At 45.3% G+C, this 14963-nt stretch carries 11 protein-coding genes; 4 read left to right on the plus strand and 7 right to left on the minus strand.

The features are described from left to right. Positions 1-20: 20 nt before the first annotated feature. The 3 genes from FHS24_RS03505 to FHS24_RS03515 all read right to left on the minus strand — a co-directional run bounded on the left by FHS24_RS03505 (position 21) and on the right by FHS24_RS03515 (position 4622). Positions 21-1460: an APC family permease gene (locus FHS24_RS03505; RefSeq protein WP_183618716.1), complete on the minus strand. Its 1440-nt coding sequence runs from the start codon at positions 1458-1460 to the stop codon at positions 21-23. 280 nt (positions 1461-1740) lie between these two features. Beyond that, positions 1741-3003, minus strand: a complete 1263-nt coding sequence (gene gabT / locus FHS24_RS03510; RefSeq protein WP_183618718.1) for a 4-aminobutyrate--2-oxoglutarate transaminase — start codon at positions 3001-3003, stop codon at positions 1741-1743. 146 nt (positions 3004-3149) lie between these two features. Then, entirely contained in the window at positions 3150-4622 is a 1473-nt protein-coding gene (locus FHS24_RS03515) for an NAD-dependent succinate-semialdehyde dehydrogenase (RefSeq protein WP_183618720.1), read from the minus strand. Positions 4623-4884: 262 nt separating this feature from the next. Between FHS24_RS03515 and FHS24_RS03520 the strand changes: the two genes are divergently transcribed. Next, positions 4885-5649, plus strand: a complete 765-nt coding sequence (locus FHS24_RS03520) for an IclR family transcriptional regulator (protein WP_183618722.1) — start codon at positions 4885-4887, stop codon at positions 5647-5649. A 62-nt stretch (positions 5650-5711) separates the two neighbouring features. On the opposite strand, the gene FHS24_RS03525 is transcribed toward FHS24_RS03520, so the two are convergent. The 3 genes from FHS24_RS03525 to FHS24_RS03535 all read right to left on the minus strand — a co-directional run bounded on the left by FHS24_RS03525 (position 5712) and on the right by FHS24_RS03535 (position 9514). After that, positions 5712-6761: a histone deacetylase family protein gene (locus tag FHS24_RS03525; RefSeq protein WP_183618724.1), complete on the minus strand. Its 1050-nt coding sequence runs from the start codon at positions 6759-6761 to the stop codon at positions 5712-5714. 102 nt (positions 6762-6863) lie between these two features. After that, positions 6864-8063, minus strand: a complete 1200-nt coding sequence (locus FHS24_RS03530; protein WP_201598969.1) for a CaiB/BaiF CoA transferase family protein — start codon at positions 8061-8063, stop codon at positions 6864-6866. A gap of 266 nt (positions 8064-8329) precedes the next feature. Then, a complete protein-coding gene (locus FHS24_RS03535; RefSeq protein WP_183618726.1) occupies positions 8330-9514 on the minus strand; it encodes an acyl-CoA dehydrogenase in 1185 nt (394 codons plus the stop codon). 175 nt (positions 9515-9689) lie between these two features. Here FHS24_RS03535 and FHS24_RS03540 point away from each other — a divergent pair, with 175 nt between their 5' ends. The 3 genes from FHS24_RS03540 to FHS24_RS03550 all read left to right on the plus strand — a co-directional run bounded on the left by FHS24_RS03540 (position 9690) and on the right by FHS24_RS03550 (position 13547). Beyond that, positions 9690-10517, plus strand: coding sequence for an IclR family transcriptional regulator (locus FHS24_RS03540; RefSeq protein ID WP_183618728.1), 828 nt, complete (start codon positions 9690-9692; stop codon positions 10515-10517). Positions 10518-10813: 296 nt separating this feature from the next. After that, positions 10814-12616, plus strand: coding sequence for an FMN-binding glutamate synthase family protein (locus FHS24_RS03545; RefSeq protein WP_183618730.1), 1803 nt, complete (start codon positions 10814-10816; stop codon positions 12614-12616). A 91-nt stretch (positions 12617-12707) separates the two neighbouring features. Beyond that, entirely contained in the window at positions 12708-13547 is an 840-nt protein-coding gene (locus tag FHS24_RS03550) for a phosphodiester glycosidase family protein (protein WP_183618732.1), read from the plus strand. A 126-nt stretch (positions 13548-13673) separates the two neighbouring features. Here the strand turns inward: FHS24_RS03550 and FHS24_RS03555 are convergent, their stop codons facing one another. Continuing rightward, entirely contained in the window at positions 13674-14897 is a 1224-nt protein-coding gene (locus FHS24_RS03555) for a vWA domain-containing protein (RefSeq protein ID WP_183618733.1), read from the minus strand. Positions 14898-14963 lie beyond the last annotated feature (66 nt).

The raw sequence follows: 14963 nt of genomic DNA on the forward strand, positions 1-14963 counted from the left end.
ATTTCTACTGATTAAATGTCTTACTTTTTTGGATTGTCCTTTAACCATAGCTGATTGACAATTTTTAATTCGCGTAGCTCTTCTGCCATAATCGATTCACTGATACCTGGATATTTAATCCTTGCATAGCTATATAACACGATACCTAACACGGTCCAACCAAAGAATATCCACCATTCAACAGCGGTCAACGCGGATGGCATACCTGGCATATATAACATCAATAAACCAAAGCTGAGTACAATCGTGACCATACCGACAAGCTTACCTGCTGGTATTTTAAAAGGACGCACCATATCAGGCTCGCGGTAGCGTAGCACCAAGAATGAAATAGCAACACAGGTATAAGCGATAACGATGCCAAAACCACCGGCATCAACAATCCAAACCAACATTTTGCGACCGAATAACGGCGCGAGCGTCGCCAAACCACCGATTAATAAAATGGCGTTTGAAGGTGTTTTATATTTTGGATGCAATTTGCCTAAGAAGGCTGGCAACATACGCGCTTTTGACATCGCATACAGCAGACGACTGCCACCAATTAAGAAAGCGTTCCAGCTTGATAGAATACCAAGCACACCACCGATAACTAACAAAATGCCTGCCCACTTGCCTTGCCAAGCATTGGTCATGGCATCAGCAGTCGCTAAGGTCGAGCTCTCTGCTTGTACCAGTGGCAAAGTCGTACCCACGCTCCAAGCGATACCCACATACCACATCACCGCAACGATAATTGAGATAATCAGAAACTTGCCGATATTAGGGCGCGTTAAATCGATCTCTTCTGCTGCCTGCGGGATAACGTCAAAGCCGACAAACATAAATGGCACCATAACAATAACCGCCATTATACCGCCGATACCACCAATGAATGCTGGCGCTTGTACTGAATTTGAGCTTTCAGGATTAAACAGTACCGCACCGATAAACAGTAACGTCCCAACAAATAAAATGCCCAATACGGCGGTTTTTTGGAACCAGGCACTGACTTCCATACCGCGGATATTGAGCCAAGTCACAATGACAGAGCCAAGCATTCCGACTCCGACCCAAGTGGCGTAGACATCCCAGCCAGCGATGGTCCAGAGATACCCTTGGTTATAATTGGGAATAAAATATTCTACGACTGTTGGTAGTGCGACCGCCTCAAACGCGACCACTGAAAAATAACCAAATAGAATACTCCATGAGCAGATAAAGGAGACATTGACCCCCAATGCCCGATGGGTATAGGTATGCTCACCGCCGGTAATCGGCATTGATGCCGCAAGCTCAGCATAAGTCACACCAATCAGTATCACGGCCAATCCGCCTACAAAGAACGCCAGCATCGCGCCCAAAGTACCCGCAGATAAAATCCAACCGCCCGCTAAGACGACCCAGCCCCAACCGACCATCGCACCAAATGCTAAGGCGATAACATCTAGCGTCCCTAACGATTTTTTTAATTCAGACATAATCTACTCCTTGTCCGTGTTTCATCCATGTGAATCTTTCGCTCATTACACCTAGAGTGACACTGTATTTTAGATAACAGGATTTTATGTAACAGGGCATCGCCCCTCATATTTATCTTTCCATACTTCTCGATTGAGAAGCTTGATAATATTTTGATATATCGATAGCAGAGACAACAACGGCGTCTTGACTTGCAAGGCGCCGTTGTAAAACCGCCGCTCAAAGCAGGACTGTCATAATCCTAACCTTGAGCATTCATTATGTTAAATCTTAATGCCTTTAAGCAGTCAAAATACTTTTGATGATATCAAGACCTTCTTGTAGTACTTCATCTTCAACCGTTAGCGGTACCATCACGCGAATGGCGTTACCGAACATGCCACAAGAGGCTAATAACAGACCTTGCTCAAATGCTTTGGCTTTTAGGTTGGTAGTCGCTTCAACATCAGGCTTGCCATCACTGTCGATTAATTCAAACGCTAACATCGCGCCTTTATGACGAATATGACCGATGCTGCTTAAGTTTAAACCCTTTAAGAAAGCTTCGATTTTGTCGCCAATCTCAATGCTACGCTCAAGCAAGTTTTCTTCTTCGATAACTTCCATCACTGCTAAAGCTGCCACACAAGCCAGTGGGTTACCAGAATAAGTACCGCCCAAACCGCCTACTTGCGGCGCATCCATGATGTCAGCACGGCCGATAACGGCAGAGATAGGATAACCACCCGCCAAGCTCTTAGCACTGGTCATTAGATCCGGCTCAACACCCAACTGCTCACTGGCGAACAACGTACCCGTACGGGCAAAACCACACTGTACTTCATCAAAAATCAGCACGATGCCATGCTCATCGCAAATCTCGCGCAAGGCTTTGGCAAACGATGGCGTGACTTGATGGAAACCGCCTTCACCCTGTACCGGCTCGATAATCATCGCCGCCACTTCACTTGGGTCAATATCCGCTTGGAAAATCATTTCAAGGCTGTGCAATGCCTGAGCTTCAGTAACATTTAGCTCTTCAGCTGGGAATAACGCATGGAATACAGGACCTGGCATCGGACCAAAATTCTTTTTATAGGGCAATACTTTACCTGTTAAGCTCATGCACATCAGTGTACGACCATGCCAACCGCCAACGAAAGAAATGACGCCTGGACGACGGGTTTTTGCACGAGCAATTTTGATACAGTTTTCAACGGCTTCTGCACCAGTGGTCAAAAAGAACGCTTTTTTCTCACCGCTGATTGGCGCTTTTTGGCAAAGCTTTTCAGCAAGCTCAACATAGCATTCATAGTTAATCATTTGCGCAGCAGTATGGGTAAATTTGTCTAGCTGCTCGTGTACACGCTGAGTGATTTTTGGATGGCTGTGACCAGTATTTAGTACTGAGATGCCGCCAACGAAATCGATATAACGATTGCCTTCAATATCCCATACTTCTGAGTTTTTTGCTTTTTCTGCAAAGATAGGAAAAGCCACACCCAGTCCGGTTGGTAATACAGCTTTACGGCGTGCAAGTAATGATTGATTGGTAGTAGTCATAAGAATATCCTTTTCTTTCTTCTTTACGTAGATGCCAGTGATGTGATGGCGGTTTATATAGTAAGGTTTATTGATAGTTGAGATTCATGGTACTGAATCCCGTTTCATGCTGTGTAATACTTAAAATAGAAAATATAAATCAAAACTTAGCTGACGTCAGAGCACCAATATTTGGTCACGACATACTCTTCGATGCCGTATTTTGAGCCTTCACGACCAAAGCCTGACTGCTTGACGCCGCCAAATGGTGCGACTTCGGTAGAAATTAGACCGGTATTATGACCGATGATGCCGTACTCTAAACCTTCAGTAACGCGCCATGAGCGTGCGTAGCTGCCACTATAGAAGTAAGCAGCCAACCCATAAATAGTATCGTTAGCTTGACGGATAACGTCGGCTTCATCTTTAAAGGTAAAGATGGTAGCGATAGGACCAAAGATTTCTTCATGGGCGATATCCATGTCACTACTGATATCGGTAATTACCGTTGGATTATAAGTCAGCTCTGATGCGCCGTTAGTGCTGCCACCGGTGATAAGGGTTGCGCCTTTATCTAAAGCATCTTTTAGCAGTGCTTGCACTTTTTCCAAGGCTTTTTTATTAATCAATGGACCAATATCGACGCCTTCGTCCATGCCATTACCGACATTAAGGTCAGCGACTTTTTTCACAAACACGTCTAGGAATTTGTCTTTGATACTATCTTGCACATAGACGCGGTTGGCGCAAACACAAGTTTGACCAGCGTTACGATATTTAGAGGCGATTAAGCCTTCAGCAGCTTTTTCAAGATCGGCATCATCAAAGACGATAAATGGCGCATTGCCGCCGAGCTCTAATGACAGTTTTTTGATGGTTGGCGCGCATTGAGCCATCAAGGTACGACCAACTTCGGTAGAGCCGGTGAATGATAATTTATGAATGCGGGCATCGCCGGTTAGGATATCGCCGATGGTTGATGATTTGCCTGTGACGACTTGGATAACGCCTGCTGGAATGCCCGCTTGCTCAGCCAATGCAGCCAATGCTAAGGCTGAAAATGGCGTTTCGGTTGCAGGTTTGATAATCATAGTACAGCCTGCTGCTAAAGCAGGAGCAGCTTTACGGGTAATCATCGCTGCTGGGAAATTCCAAGGCGTGATAGCCGCGCAAACACCGACAGGCTGTTTTAGGACGACATGGCGTAGTTGTGCTTGATTGGCAGGGATGACATCACCGTATACACGCTTGCCTTCTTCAGCAAACCAGCGGATAAAGCTATTGGCATAGCCAACTTCCCCGCGTGACTCGGTTAAAGGTTTGCCTTGCTCGGCGGTCATAATGATGGCCAAATCTTCTTTGTTGGCATCGATAAGATCTGCCCACTTTTGTAGTAGCTCAGCACGCTCTTTTGGGGTTTTGGCCGCCCAAGTAATTTGCGCCTCATGAGAAGCCGCAACCGCGTCATTGACATCATCGGTCGTTAAACTTGGCACGCTACCGATAATCTCGCCGTTAAAAGGATTGCTGACGTCAATAGTCACGTCATCACTAGCACCATGCCATCCATCTTTGATGAAGCACTGCTGTTTGAGTAAGTCTGGGTTTGATAGCTGTAGCGTATGTGGCAGTTGTGACATGTTGACACTCCTTGTCAATGTTGTTTTGCAGATAGTGATTGCAGATTTATAGCGATAAACACCTAACAATAAATAAAAGGTTCTGACTTAAATAATTATTGATAACTTGTTATTTGTTCAATATACTGAACATCTATTCTATATATGAGACATCATTATAAGAATGATGGACGCATATTTGCAACCCCTATTATCAACTTTGTGATGAATTATCGCTTTATTTTGATGTTTTTTTAAACTTACCGACTTTTATAGGTTCCTTATGAGCACCACTGCCGTTCCTGCTTTGGACAAGACTTTTCAGATTTTAGATTTGATAACCGATAGCGCCCAACCTTTAACGGCGGCTCATATTGCCAAAGAGCTCAACCTGCCGCGCAGCTCAACCCACAATATTCTGCAAAGTCTGTTAGCCAAGCATGTCATCTATAAAGACAGCGATAGCCGCTTTCATTTGGGCTCGTATTTGATGTATTGGGCGGGCAAGTATGAGCAGCAGCAAGGCGTCATTCAGTTATTTAAAGATCTTATTGTCCAGTATCCAACCCTTCTTCAGCATACAGTGACTTTGTCCAAGCTCGATTTTGGTGAAGTGGTGTTTTTGGCCTGTCATGAAGCGCCCGCTCCGCTTGGCTTTACTTTCCGTGCTGGTGTTCGCGTTCCAGCAGTATTTTCTGCTACGGGTAAAGCCATGCTTTCTACCTTTTCTATGGACAGCATAAAGTCCATCTATGCCAGCGGTTTCCCTACGCCCATTACCCAGCATGGTGTCGATAACTTTACCGATTTATCCACTGAGCTGACGGCTATCCAAAACAGTCGCATCTCCCTTGACGATGGGCAACTGCGCGAAGGTATGTATTGCCTTGGCACTTATATTCGTAATGCGTCAGGCAATGCGGTTGCCGGTATGGCGGTCAGCTTTTTGCAAGCAGAATATGAGTCCAAGCGTGCTGAGGTCAGTGCCGTACTGATTGAATTGGCAGAGCAAATTGAGCAGCGTTTGGGTTTTATCGATAATAAATAAAACTTAAACGCTGCCAGTTTCTTGTTTACTTCAAACTCTTTCAGTTATTTTGGTGATAACTGTTAATCTTCTGAAATAAGCCCCGATAAAAATGCTTGCAAATTGTCATTAAGCTTTTGCAGGTAATAACCGCCCTCGACTAAAACAATCAGTGGTTTATTTAGCGCTTTCATCTTTTGTGCTAGTACCTTAAACCCTTTTGTACTGACCGCACATCTGGCTTCTGGATCGTCTTTATACACATCAAAACCCAATACATGGACGATGACATCAGGGTCAAATAGTGTCATCGCCTCGATAGATTTATCAACATAATTAAAAAACCCAGCTTCATCGGTGCCATGTGGCATCGGGAAATTAACGTTATAGCCTTCGCCCGCGCCTGTGCCCCTTTCAAACTCATGCCCAGTGACTGCTGGATAAAAGTTAACCGGATCACCATGAACCGAGGTATAGAGCACATCGCTGCGCTCGTAGAATATCTCTTGGATACCTTGACCGTGGTGCATGTCGGTGTCTATAATGGCGATTTTTGCGTATTTCTGCCGCAGGTGCTCGGCGATGATGGCGGCGTTATTAAGGTAACAAAATCCGCCCGCTGCGCTTTTACGCGCATGATGGCCAGGAGGCCGTGAAAAACAAAGCTGTATATTGTTTTGCGCACGCTCAGCACTTGATGTTTCTTCATTTAACAAGGCTTCAGCAGCATTCAGCGCTGTTTGTGCGGACCAATAGATAGATGTCCAAGAATGCTCACTGATGGGCGCGCTATCATCTGCCTGATATTTTGCCGCTTTTGCCATGATACCGATACCAGGATTGTCATAAGGTACAAAAATTCCCGTCTGCACCTGCGCGCCCAAATCTTCCTCGACCGCTATCCATTCATCATAGCCATGCTTGAGAAACTCGACATAGCCAAAATCATGAACCGCTAATATTGGTCCCATTCCGACATCGGTGGCAGTGGTTACTTCCAAGCCTAGTGCCGCTGGTGCTTTTAGCAACTCGACCATGCGCTCTGGTATCTCTAACGGCTCATGCATCTTGCCATAAGAAAAATACGGTAACGGTCTATGCAAACTGAGGTTTCCATGGCTATATATTTTCATGCTTAACATTCCTTTGTTTAACATTGATTTGTTTAAAACTGTCCATTTCCTAGCTTTATTTGGAACAATTAGTATAGTGCTGCACATACTGCAAGCGCTTTACTAAACAATTCCATCGGCTTTAAGCCTAGCTATCATTTCGCTGTCATAGCCTAAATCAGCAAGCGTACTATCGGTATGCTCGCTCAATTGCGGTGGCGGTGTACGATAAGTAACCGGTGAGGCAGATAATTTAATCGGACTACCAAGTGCGCGAACAGGGCTGCCTTGTTCGGCAAAATCAACCACCATCTCACGTGCCAGCGCTTGCGGCATGGCTAATGCTTCAGCGACATTATGAATCGCCCCACATGGTATACCGGCTTTATCCAACACCTCTAACCAATAAGTGCGAGGTTGCTCAGCGAATTTTTTGCTTAGTTCGCCGCATAATAACTCACGATTGGCAACGCGTTGTGGATTGGTCGCAAAACGGCTGTCGCTATGCCAGCCAACACCCAACACGTTACAAAGCTTGGCAAACTGACTGTCATTACCACACGCTAAGATAAAGTGAGCGTCACCCTGCCCCGCAAACACTTGATAAGGTACGATATTGGGATGCTGATTGCCCAGTCTTGGCGGCACTTTGTCGGACGCCAGATAATTCATACCGACGTTAGCCAACATCGCAAGCGCACTATCAAGCAATGCCACATCGACATGCTGCCCAAGTCCCGTATTTTGACGCGCTAATAAGGCCGCTTGAATACCAATGGTCAGCTGCAAGCCTGCAAATAAATCAACCACTGCCACGCCAACCTTGTGCGGTTCGCCATCAGTAGGTCCAGTGATGCTCATCAGTCCTGACAAGCCTTGAATAATATAATCATAACCGGGGCGCTTGGCGTCTGGACCTGTCTGACCAAAGCCTGTCAATGACGCATAAATCAGGCGCGGATTGTCTTGTTTTAGACTGTCGTAATCTAAGCCGTATTTCTTTAAACCACCAACCTTAAAGTTTTCAACCACGATATCGCTATCCGCGACAAGCTGCTTAATAATAGTCTGTCCGGCAGGTGTGGTGATATCTACGGTAACGGATTTTTTATTGCGGTTAATGGTAGCGTAATAAGCGGAGGTGTCATCGCTGAATTTTGGCGGCGCCCAATGACGGGTTTCATCACCGATATGCGGACGCTCAACTTTGATAACTTCAGCACCTAAATCTGCAAGTACTTGGGTGCAAGAAGGACCGGCCAATACTCGTGACAAGTCGAGCACCTTAATACCGTATAATGCGCCTTTCGCCATATCAGTCATAATCTTCCCTTATTATGTAACTTATTCTTTGATAAAGATTTGATAAAAAATTGCTATGTATCATTTAGCTTTTACTGTCTTTTCTTCAATGCCTTAATACCTTTTAAGAATAGACGCTAAATAAATGATGCATAACAACGATGGATAAAAATAATTAACAAAAACTCAGAAACGTACGTTCCTGTTTATAACAGCTTATGAAAAAGCCAAACAGTAACGTACGTTTATAGTCTAGAAATCAGCTGATACCTATTAGCTGCTAACTATTAATAAAACGCTTGAATCCCAGTTTGCGCACGACCTAGAATGAGCGCGTGAATATCGTGCGTGCCTTCATAAGTATTGACCGCTTCCAAGTTCATCACATGACGAATAATGTGGAACTCATCAGAGATACCGTTGCCGCCATGCATATCACGAGCAATACGTGCGATATCGAGCGCCTTACCACAGTTATTACGCTTAATCAGTGAAATCATCTCAGGCGCGGCATTGTCTTCATCCATCAAACGACCAACACGCAATGCTGCTTGTAGACCCAAGGTGATTTCTGTTTGCATATTGGCAAGCTTCAATTGTACGAGCTGCGTTGCGGCGAGCGGACGACCAAACTGCTTACGGTCTAACGTATATTGACGAGCTGCTTTCCAGCAGAACTCAGCCGCACCCATTGCACCCCATGCGATACCGTAACGGGCTTTATTTAAGCAACCAAATGGACCTTTGAGTCCACGGATATCTGGGAAAGCGTTGGCTTCAGGGACAAACACCTTGTCCATCACAATCTCACCCGTGACTGAGGCACGTAGGGAAAACTTACCTTCAATCTTCGGCGCTGATAAACCTTTCATGCCTTTATCTAAAATAAAACCGCGAATCTCACCTGCATCGTCTTTTGCCCAAACGACAAATACATCAGCGATAGGACTGTTGGTAATCCACATCTTATTACCCGTCAGCTCATAACCACCGTCAACCGCACGCGCACGTGTCGACATCGATGCAGGATCTGACCCTGAATCTGGTTCAGTCAGCCCAAAACAACCGACATATTCACCAGTCGCTAGCTTAGGCAGGTATCTCTCTCTTTGCTCTTCGGTGCCGTATGCCCAGATAGGATGCATGACCAAGCTTGATTGCACGCTCATCGCTGAACGATAACCTGAGTCAACCGCTTCGATTTCTTTGGCAATCAGACCGTAAGCGACACTAGACAAACCGGCACAGCCATAACCCTCAATCGTTACGCCAAGCAAGCCCATCTCACCCATTTGACGCATGATATTACGGTCAAAGTTCTCGTTACGATTGGCTTCGATAATGCCAGGCATCAGCTCTTTTTGAAAAAACTGACGGGCACTGTCCGTGACCATGCGCTCTTCATCAGTAAGCTGATCGCGTAATAAAAACGGGTCTTCCCAATCGAAGCTTGGACGCGTAGATGTTGCCATGTGGATCTCCTTGATGTCAGTCTTCCTGACCGACGAGTAGTGATTAATAAGTAGATTGACTGCACAGGTTATTGACTTACCAATTCCGCTATGCGAAACTTAGTTTCATAATTTAAATCTATTTAAGCAAAGTTTTACCGCGCTGTAAACCTTTATCAAAAAAAATGAGTGCAAAATGACAAAAAACGTATCCGCAGCCTTACCATTGCTGGCTCGAATCAATACAGTCCTTGAACAAAGTAAGGAAGATAACGATAGACAGTTTGTCACTGCACTGGGGCGTGGACTGACCGTATTATCAGCCTTTGAGCAACATGAGCAGCTCAGTCATCAGCAATTATGTCAAATGACCGGACTGCCAAAAGCGACCATCACTCGGCTTATTCATACTTTGATGACGCTTGGATTTTTACGCCTCACTGAGCACGGACAGTATCAATTGGGTAGTAGTGCGGTGCGATTAAGCGCTACCGCTTGGAGTCGTCACGACATGGTCGCGGCAGCTGAGCCGTTGCTACGACAGTTTGCCAGTAGCAATGAGGTATCAGTGAATTTAGCAACCGAAGTCGAAGGAGAAATGCGCTATCACGCTTGCTGTCGTAGCCCTGCTCGCCTGTCAGTTAATTTACAAGTTGGCTCGGCAGTGCCCGTCGCACGAACCGCTATTGGACGCGCTTTTTATGCATCTAGCTCGCCAGCAAGACAGGCTATTATTCTTAGTAATTTACAAGAGCACTTATCTACAGAAGATTATAAGCACGCGCAGTTGGCTTTATCTGATGCAGAAGAGCATTATAGATTGCATGGTTATACAGTATCAGATGGTGATTTTTCTACCGATATATTGGCAGTAGCCGTTGGTGTTTTTGATGTTGCTACTGGACATTATGCGTATTCGCTCAATGCCAGTGTGCCGAGTGCCAATTGGGAAGCGGAAGAATATGCGGCAATGATTGTGCCTAAGTTGCAGGTATTGGCTGAGCGGATTGGAAGCGGTGTTTAAGCCCTTACCTGGCTAACAAGTAGTTTATGCCATGCTAAAACCTTTAAAAGCGGCGTTATCATGTCATTATTAGCAAGCCGTTACTCAATTAATATGGAGCCGTGATATTATAGGCGTATGATGTACGCCATCAATTTGAGCCCCGTCTTTATGGTCGGCGCTCAAGTTGATGGCGCTTTAATTTGTTTTAATGAGTATTATCCAATCCTTTTATACTGAATAACGAATAGCGTCAAAGTTACGAAATAACTTTCTGCCGCATTTTTAATTCCAATGTTTTACTGTTGAGTATTGTTATGCCCCAATCTCGTACCAATTTGAATCCAGAACCAAAAACCAGTTCCCCTTATTTAGTCGGCGTATTTTTGCGCTATAGTACCTTTGCTGCCGCGGTCTTACTGTTTTTAGCCGGACTGTTACTGGCGAATTGGTGGCTAATTATTCTTGGCGGCTTCGGTGTGTGCCTGGGGATTTATGACATCACACAGTTAAAGCATGCTATTTTAAGAAATTATCCGGTTGCAGGCCATATCCGCTACGTGCTTGAAGATTTCCGCCCTGAAATTCGCCAATATTTATTGGAAAACGATAAAGAACAAGTGCCGTTTTCACGCCAGCAGCGTGCATTGGTTTATCAACGTGCCAAAAACGTCAGTGACACCAATGCCTTTGGTACGCTAGACAATTTATATGCCCATGATAAAGAGTGGTTTTTACAATCCGCCGTCAGCCAACCGCTAGAAAACAAAGATTTTCGCATCGTGGTCGGTGGCGATCGTTGTAAGCAGCCGCATGATATGTCGGTATTTAATATCTCAGCGATGAGCTTTGGGAGTTTATCTGCCAATGCCATTATGGCGCTTAACCAAGGCGCGAAGATGGGCGGCTTTACCCATGATACTGGTGAAGGTGCGATTAGTCCTTATCATCGCAAATTTGGTGGTGATTTGATTTGGGAGCTCGGAACCGGTTATTTTGGTTGCCGTGATGCTCAGGGTAATTTTGATCCGCAGTCGTTTGCGGAAAAAGCTGTTGACCCGCAAGTAAAAATGATTGAGATTAAACTCTCACAAGGCGCAAAACCTGGTCAAGGCGGCGTATTACCCGCCGAAAAAATCACCCAAGAAATCGCTGATACCCGTGAAGTACCAACTGGTCAAGATTGCGTTTCGCCCTCTTCGCATAGCGCTTTTAGCACGCCACGAGAATTGGTTGCTTTTTGGCAGCAGCTACGTGACTTATCAGGCGGTAAACCTGTCGGCTTTAAGCTATGCGTAGGTCAGCCTTGGCAGTTTATGGCGATTGTTAAAGCGATGATAGAGACGAACAACTATCCTGATTTTATCGTTATCGATGGCGCAGAAGGCGGCACAGGTGCAGCGCCCGTTGAATTTATGGACAACGTCGGTATGCCAATGGTTGAAGGATTTCTATTGGTACACAATACCTTGGTTGGCGCCGGTATCCGTGACAAAATCAAGCTTGGTGTCAGTGGCAAAATCGTCTCAGGCTTTGATATCGCCCGCATGATTGCGCTTGGCGCTGATTGGTGTAACTCAGCGCGCGGCTTTATGTTTGCCGTTGGTTGCATTCAATCACGCTCGTGTCATACCAATACCTGCCCGACAGGGGTTGCGACCCAAGACCCATATCGCCAAAAAGCGCTCGATGTGCCTAGTAAAGCGGAGCGCGTGGCAAGCTTCCATAAAAACACCCTTAAGTCACTGGCCAGTATCGTTGGCGCAGTAGGCCTCCAGCATCCAAGCCAGTTGCAGCCTTATCATATTGCGCGCCGTTTAGATAACGGACAAATTAAGCTATTATCGAAGTTCTTTTATTTTGCTGACCAAGGCGCATTACTTGAACAAAATGCGCGCGCCGACGTTTTTAACCAAATGTGGGTCATGGCAAATCCTGATAGCTTTCTTGCCAATAATGACGCGCTGATTGCTTATAATAAAGACTCACGCGATAGAGGCAAAGAAACCAGTGCGCCTACCACGCAACACCCAGATGATTCAGTAGACATCATCGATGGTGGCATGTTAATTGGCAACGTCAATAATACTTTTCGCGACTTTCCCCATACAGATGACTAAGCGAATAAGTGAACCAGCAAATAAGCGACAAAATATTGTAGAAGCATTACAATAGACAACTTCTATCTACCTGCCACAAGGCAAGTCATTGATGCCAAGTTCCCTTTTCACTTCATCCCAAAATCTTTTGACAGCAGTGCTGATTGCATTAAGCATCAGCGCCTGTCAGCCGACAGACCAGAACGATAGCAGCGCTGATAATACCAAAGATCACTGGTCATGCCAGTCGCAAAACGCACCCTTTACTTATAGCGCTTGTCGTATAGACGCGCAAACGCTATCAGACCCACGCTATTCTTTACAGCTGTTTTGGCAGCAAGCGGATAACAGTGCCAATAACAACCAGCCGCTGCTCACTTTCGATACTTTGCTAGCGACATTACCGTCTGAGCAAACGCTGAATTTTGCCATGAACGCCGGTATGTATAATGAAAATTATGCGCCGATTGGTTATACGGTTATCGAAGGTAAAGAGCTACGGGCGTTAAATATTAAAGAAGGCGGCGGCAACTTTCATTTATTGCCCAATGGCGTTATGTGGTGGGATAAGTCTGGCAAGGTGCAAATTACTGAAAGCAATGCTTTAGATAAGCAACTCAAAAGTGGTAAAGCACAGCCTTGGTATGCCACGCAATCAGGTCCTATGTTGGTCATCAATAATGAAATTCACCCGCAGTTCAATCCTAACAGCACTTCGATTAAGCTGCGCAATGGTGCCGGTGTTTGCAGCGATGGCAGCTTACAGTTTGTCAGTAGCGAAGAGCCTGTGAGCTTTTATCAGTTTGCCACCCTGTTTAAGGATGATTTAAAATGTCCAAATGCATTATTTTTAGATGGTGGTATTGCTTCGGCAATGTATGCACCGACTATCGACAAGCATGATAAAAAAGAGATGGGCGTCATGATTGGGCTGATAGAAACAAAAAATTAGAAAAAAAAGGTAGAAACGAAAAATTAGAAAGAAAAAATAGCCGCTATATTTTATAACGGCTATTTTTTATGCGCATTTCAATAAAAAATAAAGCAAATGATTCTTATCGTTATCTATAGTTATCCGCTAGCGCGCCATATAATTGGTCATATCTTCCACACCATGCAGGGTCATGGGGTACATTTTATTGTCGAATAGCTTTTTAATCTCAACGATGGTTTGTGTATATTGCCAATAAGCAAGATTTTCAGGATTAAGCCAAGCGACTTTATCAAAATGCGCCAGCACCCGCTTAAGCCAAACAATACCCGCCTCATTATTCATATACTCAACACTACCGCCGACCGTCATCAGCTCATAGGGCGACATCGATGCATCACCGACGAAGATAACGCGATATTCTCGGCCGTATTTATTGAGCAGCTCAAAGGTAGGCATCGGCGCACTATGGCGACGATTATTGTCCTTCCAGACATAATCATATAAGCAGTTATGAAAGTAAAAAAACTCTAGGGTTTTAAACTCATTCTTCGCCGCTGAAAACAGTTTTTCTAATGCTTCCACATGGATATCCATACTACCGCCGACATCAAACAGCATAAGCACCTTGACGCGATTACGGCGCTCAGCTTGCATATGAATATCGAGCATGCCTTTTTTGGCGGTGCGCTTAATGGTCTCATGAATATCTAGCTCATCCGCGCTTCCTGTACGCGCAAACTGGCGCAAGTTACGCAGTGCCATTTGAATTTGGCGCGTACCAAGCTGATTATCATCATCGAGATTGCGATACTTTCGCTGTTCCCAAACTTTAGCGGCGCTACGTTTACGCGATTCACCACCTACTCGCACCCCTTCTGGATGGTCGCCATAGGCACCAAATGGTGATGTCCCACCTGTACCGACCCATTTACTGCCGCCTTGATGACGCTCTTTTTGCTCTTTAAGACGCTCTTCAAGCGCTTTCATCAGCTCCTCTAGCGAACCGTATTTTTTTAGCAAGCGCCGCTGCTCTTCGGTCAGATTTTTTGGGTCGAGCTGTAAGTCTAACCATTCTTTAGGAACGTCCGTTAACTTGGCCAACAGCTCATCCATATCAAGGCTATCAACCCCCTCGAAATAATCTGCCATTGCGCGGTCAAACTTATCAAAATGGCGCTCATCTTTAACCATACAGAGTCGAATCAGCCGATACATGTCCTCACGACTGGCAAAGGTAGACAGCTCTGGATTCTCAGGATGCGGCTGCATCATCAGCCCCTGATCTAACGCAGCGTTTAGGTCAAGCAGCTCACGGGTACTTACGGGCACGCCGTAAGTACGTAAGGTGTAGAACAATTTGATAAACATAAGAGTCGCATCACTTATTGGCTGATATAGTTACGAATTAAGCCGTTTCATTGGCTTTAATCATGA

Origin of the sequence: Psychrobacter luti (assembly GCF_014192115.1) — a bacterium.
Classification (GTDB): domain Bacteria; phylum Pseudomonadota; class Gammaproteobacteria; order Pseudomonadales; family Moraxellaceae; genus Psychrobacter; species Psychrobacter luti.

What these genes read in the sequence shown, in the direction of transcription:
- FHS24_RS03555 (WP_183618733.1), bottom strand. Translation starts at nt 14,897, where the DNA reads ATGTTTATCAAATTGTTCTACACCTTACGTACTTACGGCGTGCCCGTA.
- FHS24_RS03525 (WP_183618724.1), bottom strand. Translation starts at nt 6,761, where the DNA reads ATGAAAATATATAGCCATGGAAACCTCAGTTTGCATAGACCGTTACCG.
- FHS24_RS03515 (WP_183618720.1), bottom strand. Translation starts at nt 4,622, where the DNA reads ATGTCACAACTGCCACATACGCTACAGCTATCAAACCCAGACTTACTC.
- FHS24_RS03505 (WP_183618716.1), bottom strand. Translation starts at nt 1,460, where the DNA reads ATGTCTGAATTAAAAAAATCGTTAGGGACGCTAGATGTTATCGCCTTA.
- FHS24_RS03520 (WP_183618722.1), top strand. Translation starts at nt 4,885, where the DNA reads ATGAGCACCACTGCCGTTCCTGCTTTGGACAAGACTTTTCAGATTTTA.
- FHS24_RS03540 (WP_183618728.1), top strand. Translation starts at nt 9,690, where the DNA reads ATGACAAAAAACGTATCCGCAGCCTTACCATTGCTGGCTCGAATCAAT.
- FHS24_RS03550 (WP_183618732.1), top strand. Translation starts at nt 12,708, where the DNA reads ATGCCAAGTTCCCTTTTCACTTCATCCCAAAATCTTTTGACAGCAGTG.
- gabT (WP_183618718.1), bottom strand. Translation starts at nt 3,003, where the DNA reads ATGACTACTACCAATCAATCATTACTTGCACGCCGTAAAGCTGTATTA.
- FHS24_RS03545 (WP_183618730.1), top strand. Translation starts at nt 10,814, where the DNA reads ATGCCCCAATCTCGTACCAATTTGAATCCAGAACCAAAAACCAGTTCC.
- FHS24_RS03535 (WP_183618726.1), bottom strand. Translation starts at nt 9,514, where the DNA reads ATGGCAACATCTACGCGTCCAAGCTTCGATTGGGAAGACCCGTTTTTA.
- FHS24_RS03530 (WP_201598969.1), bottom strand. Translation starts at nt 8,063, where the DNA reads ATGACTGATATGGCGAAAGGCGCATTATACGGTATTAAGGTGCTCGAC.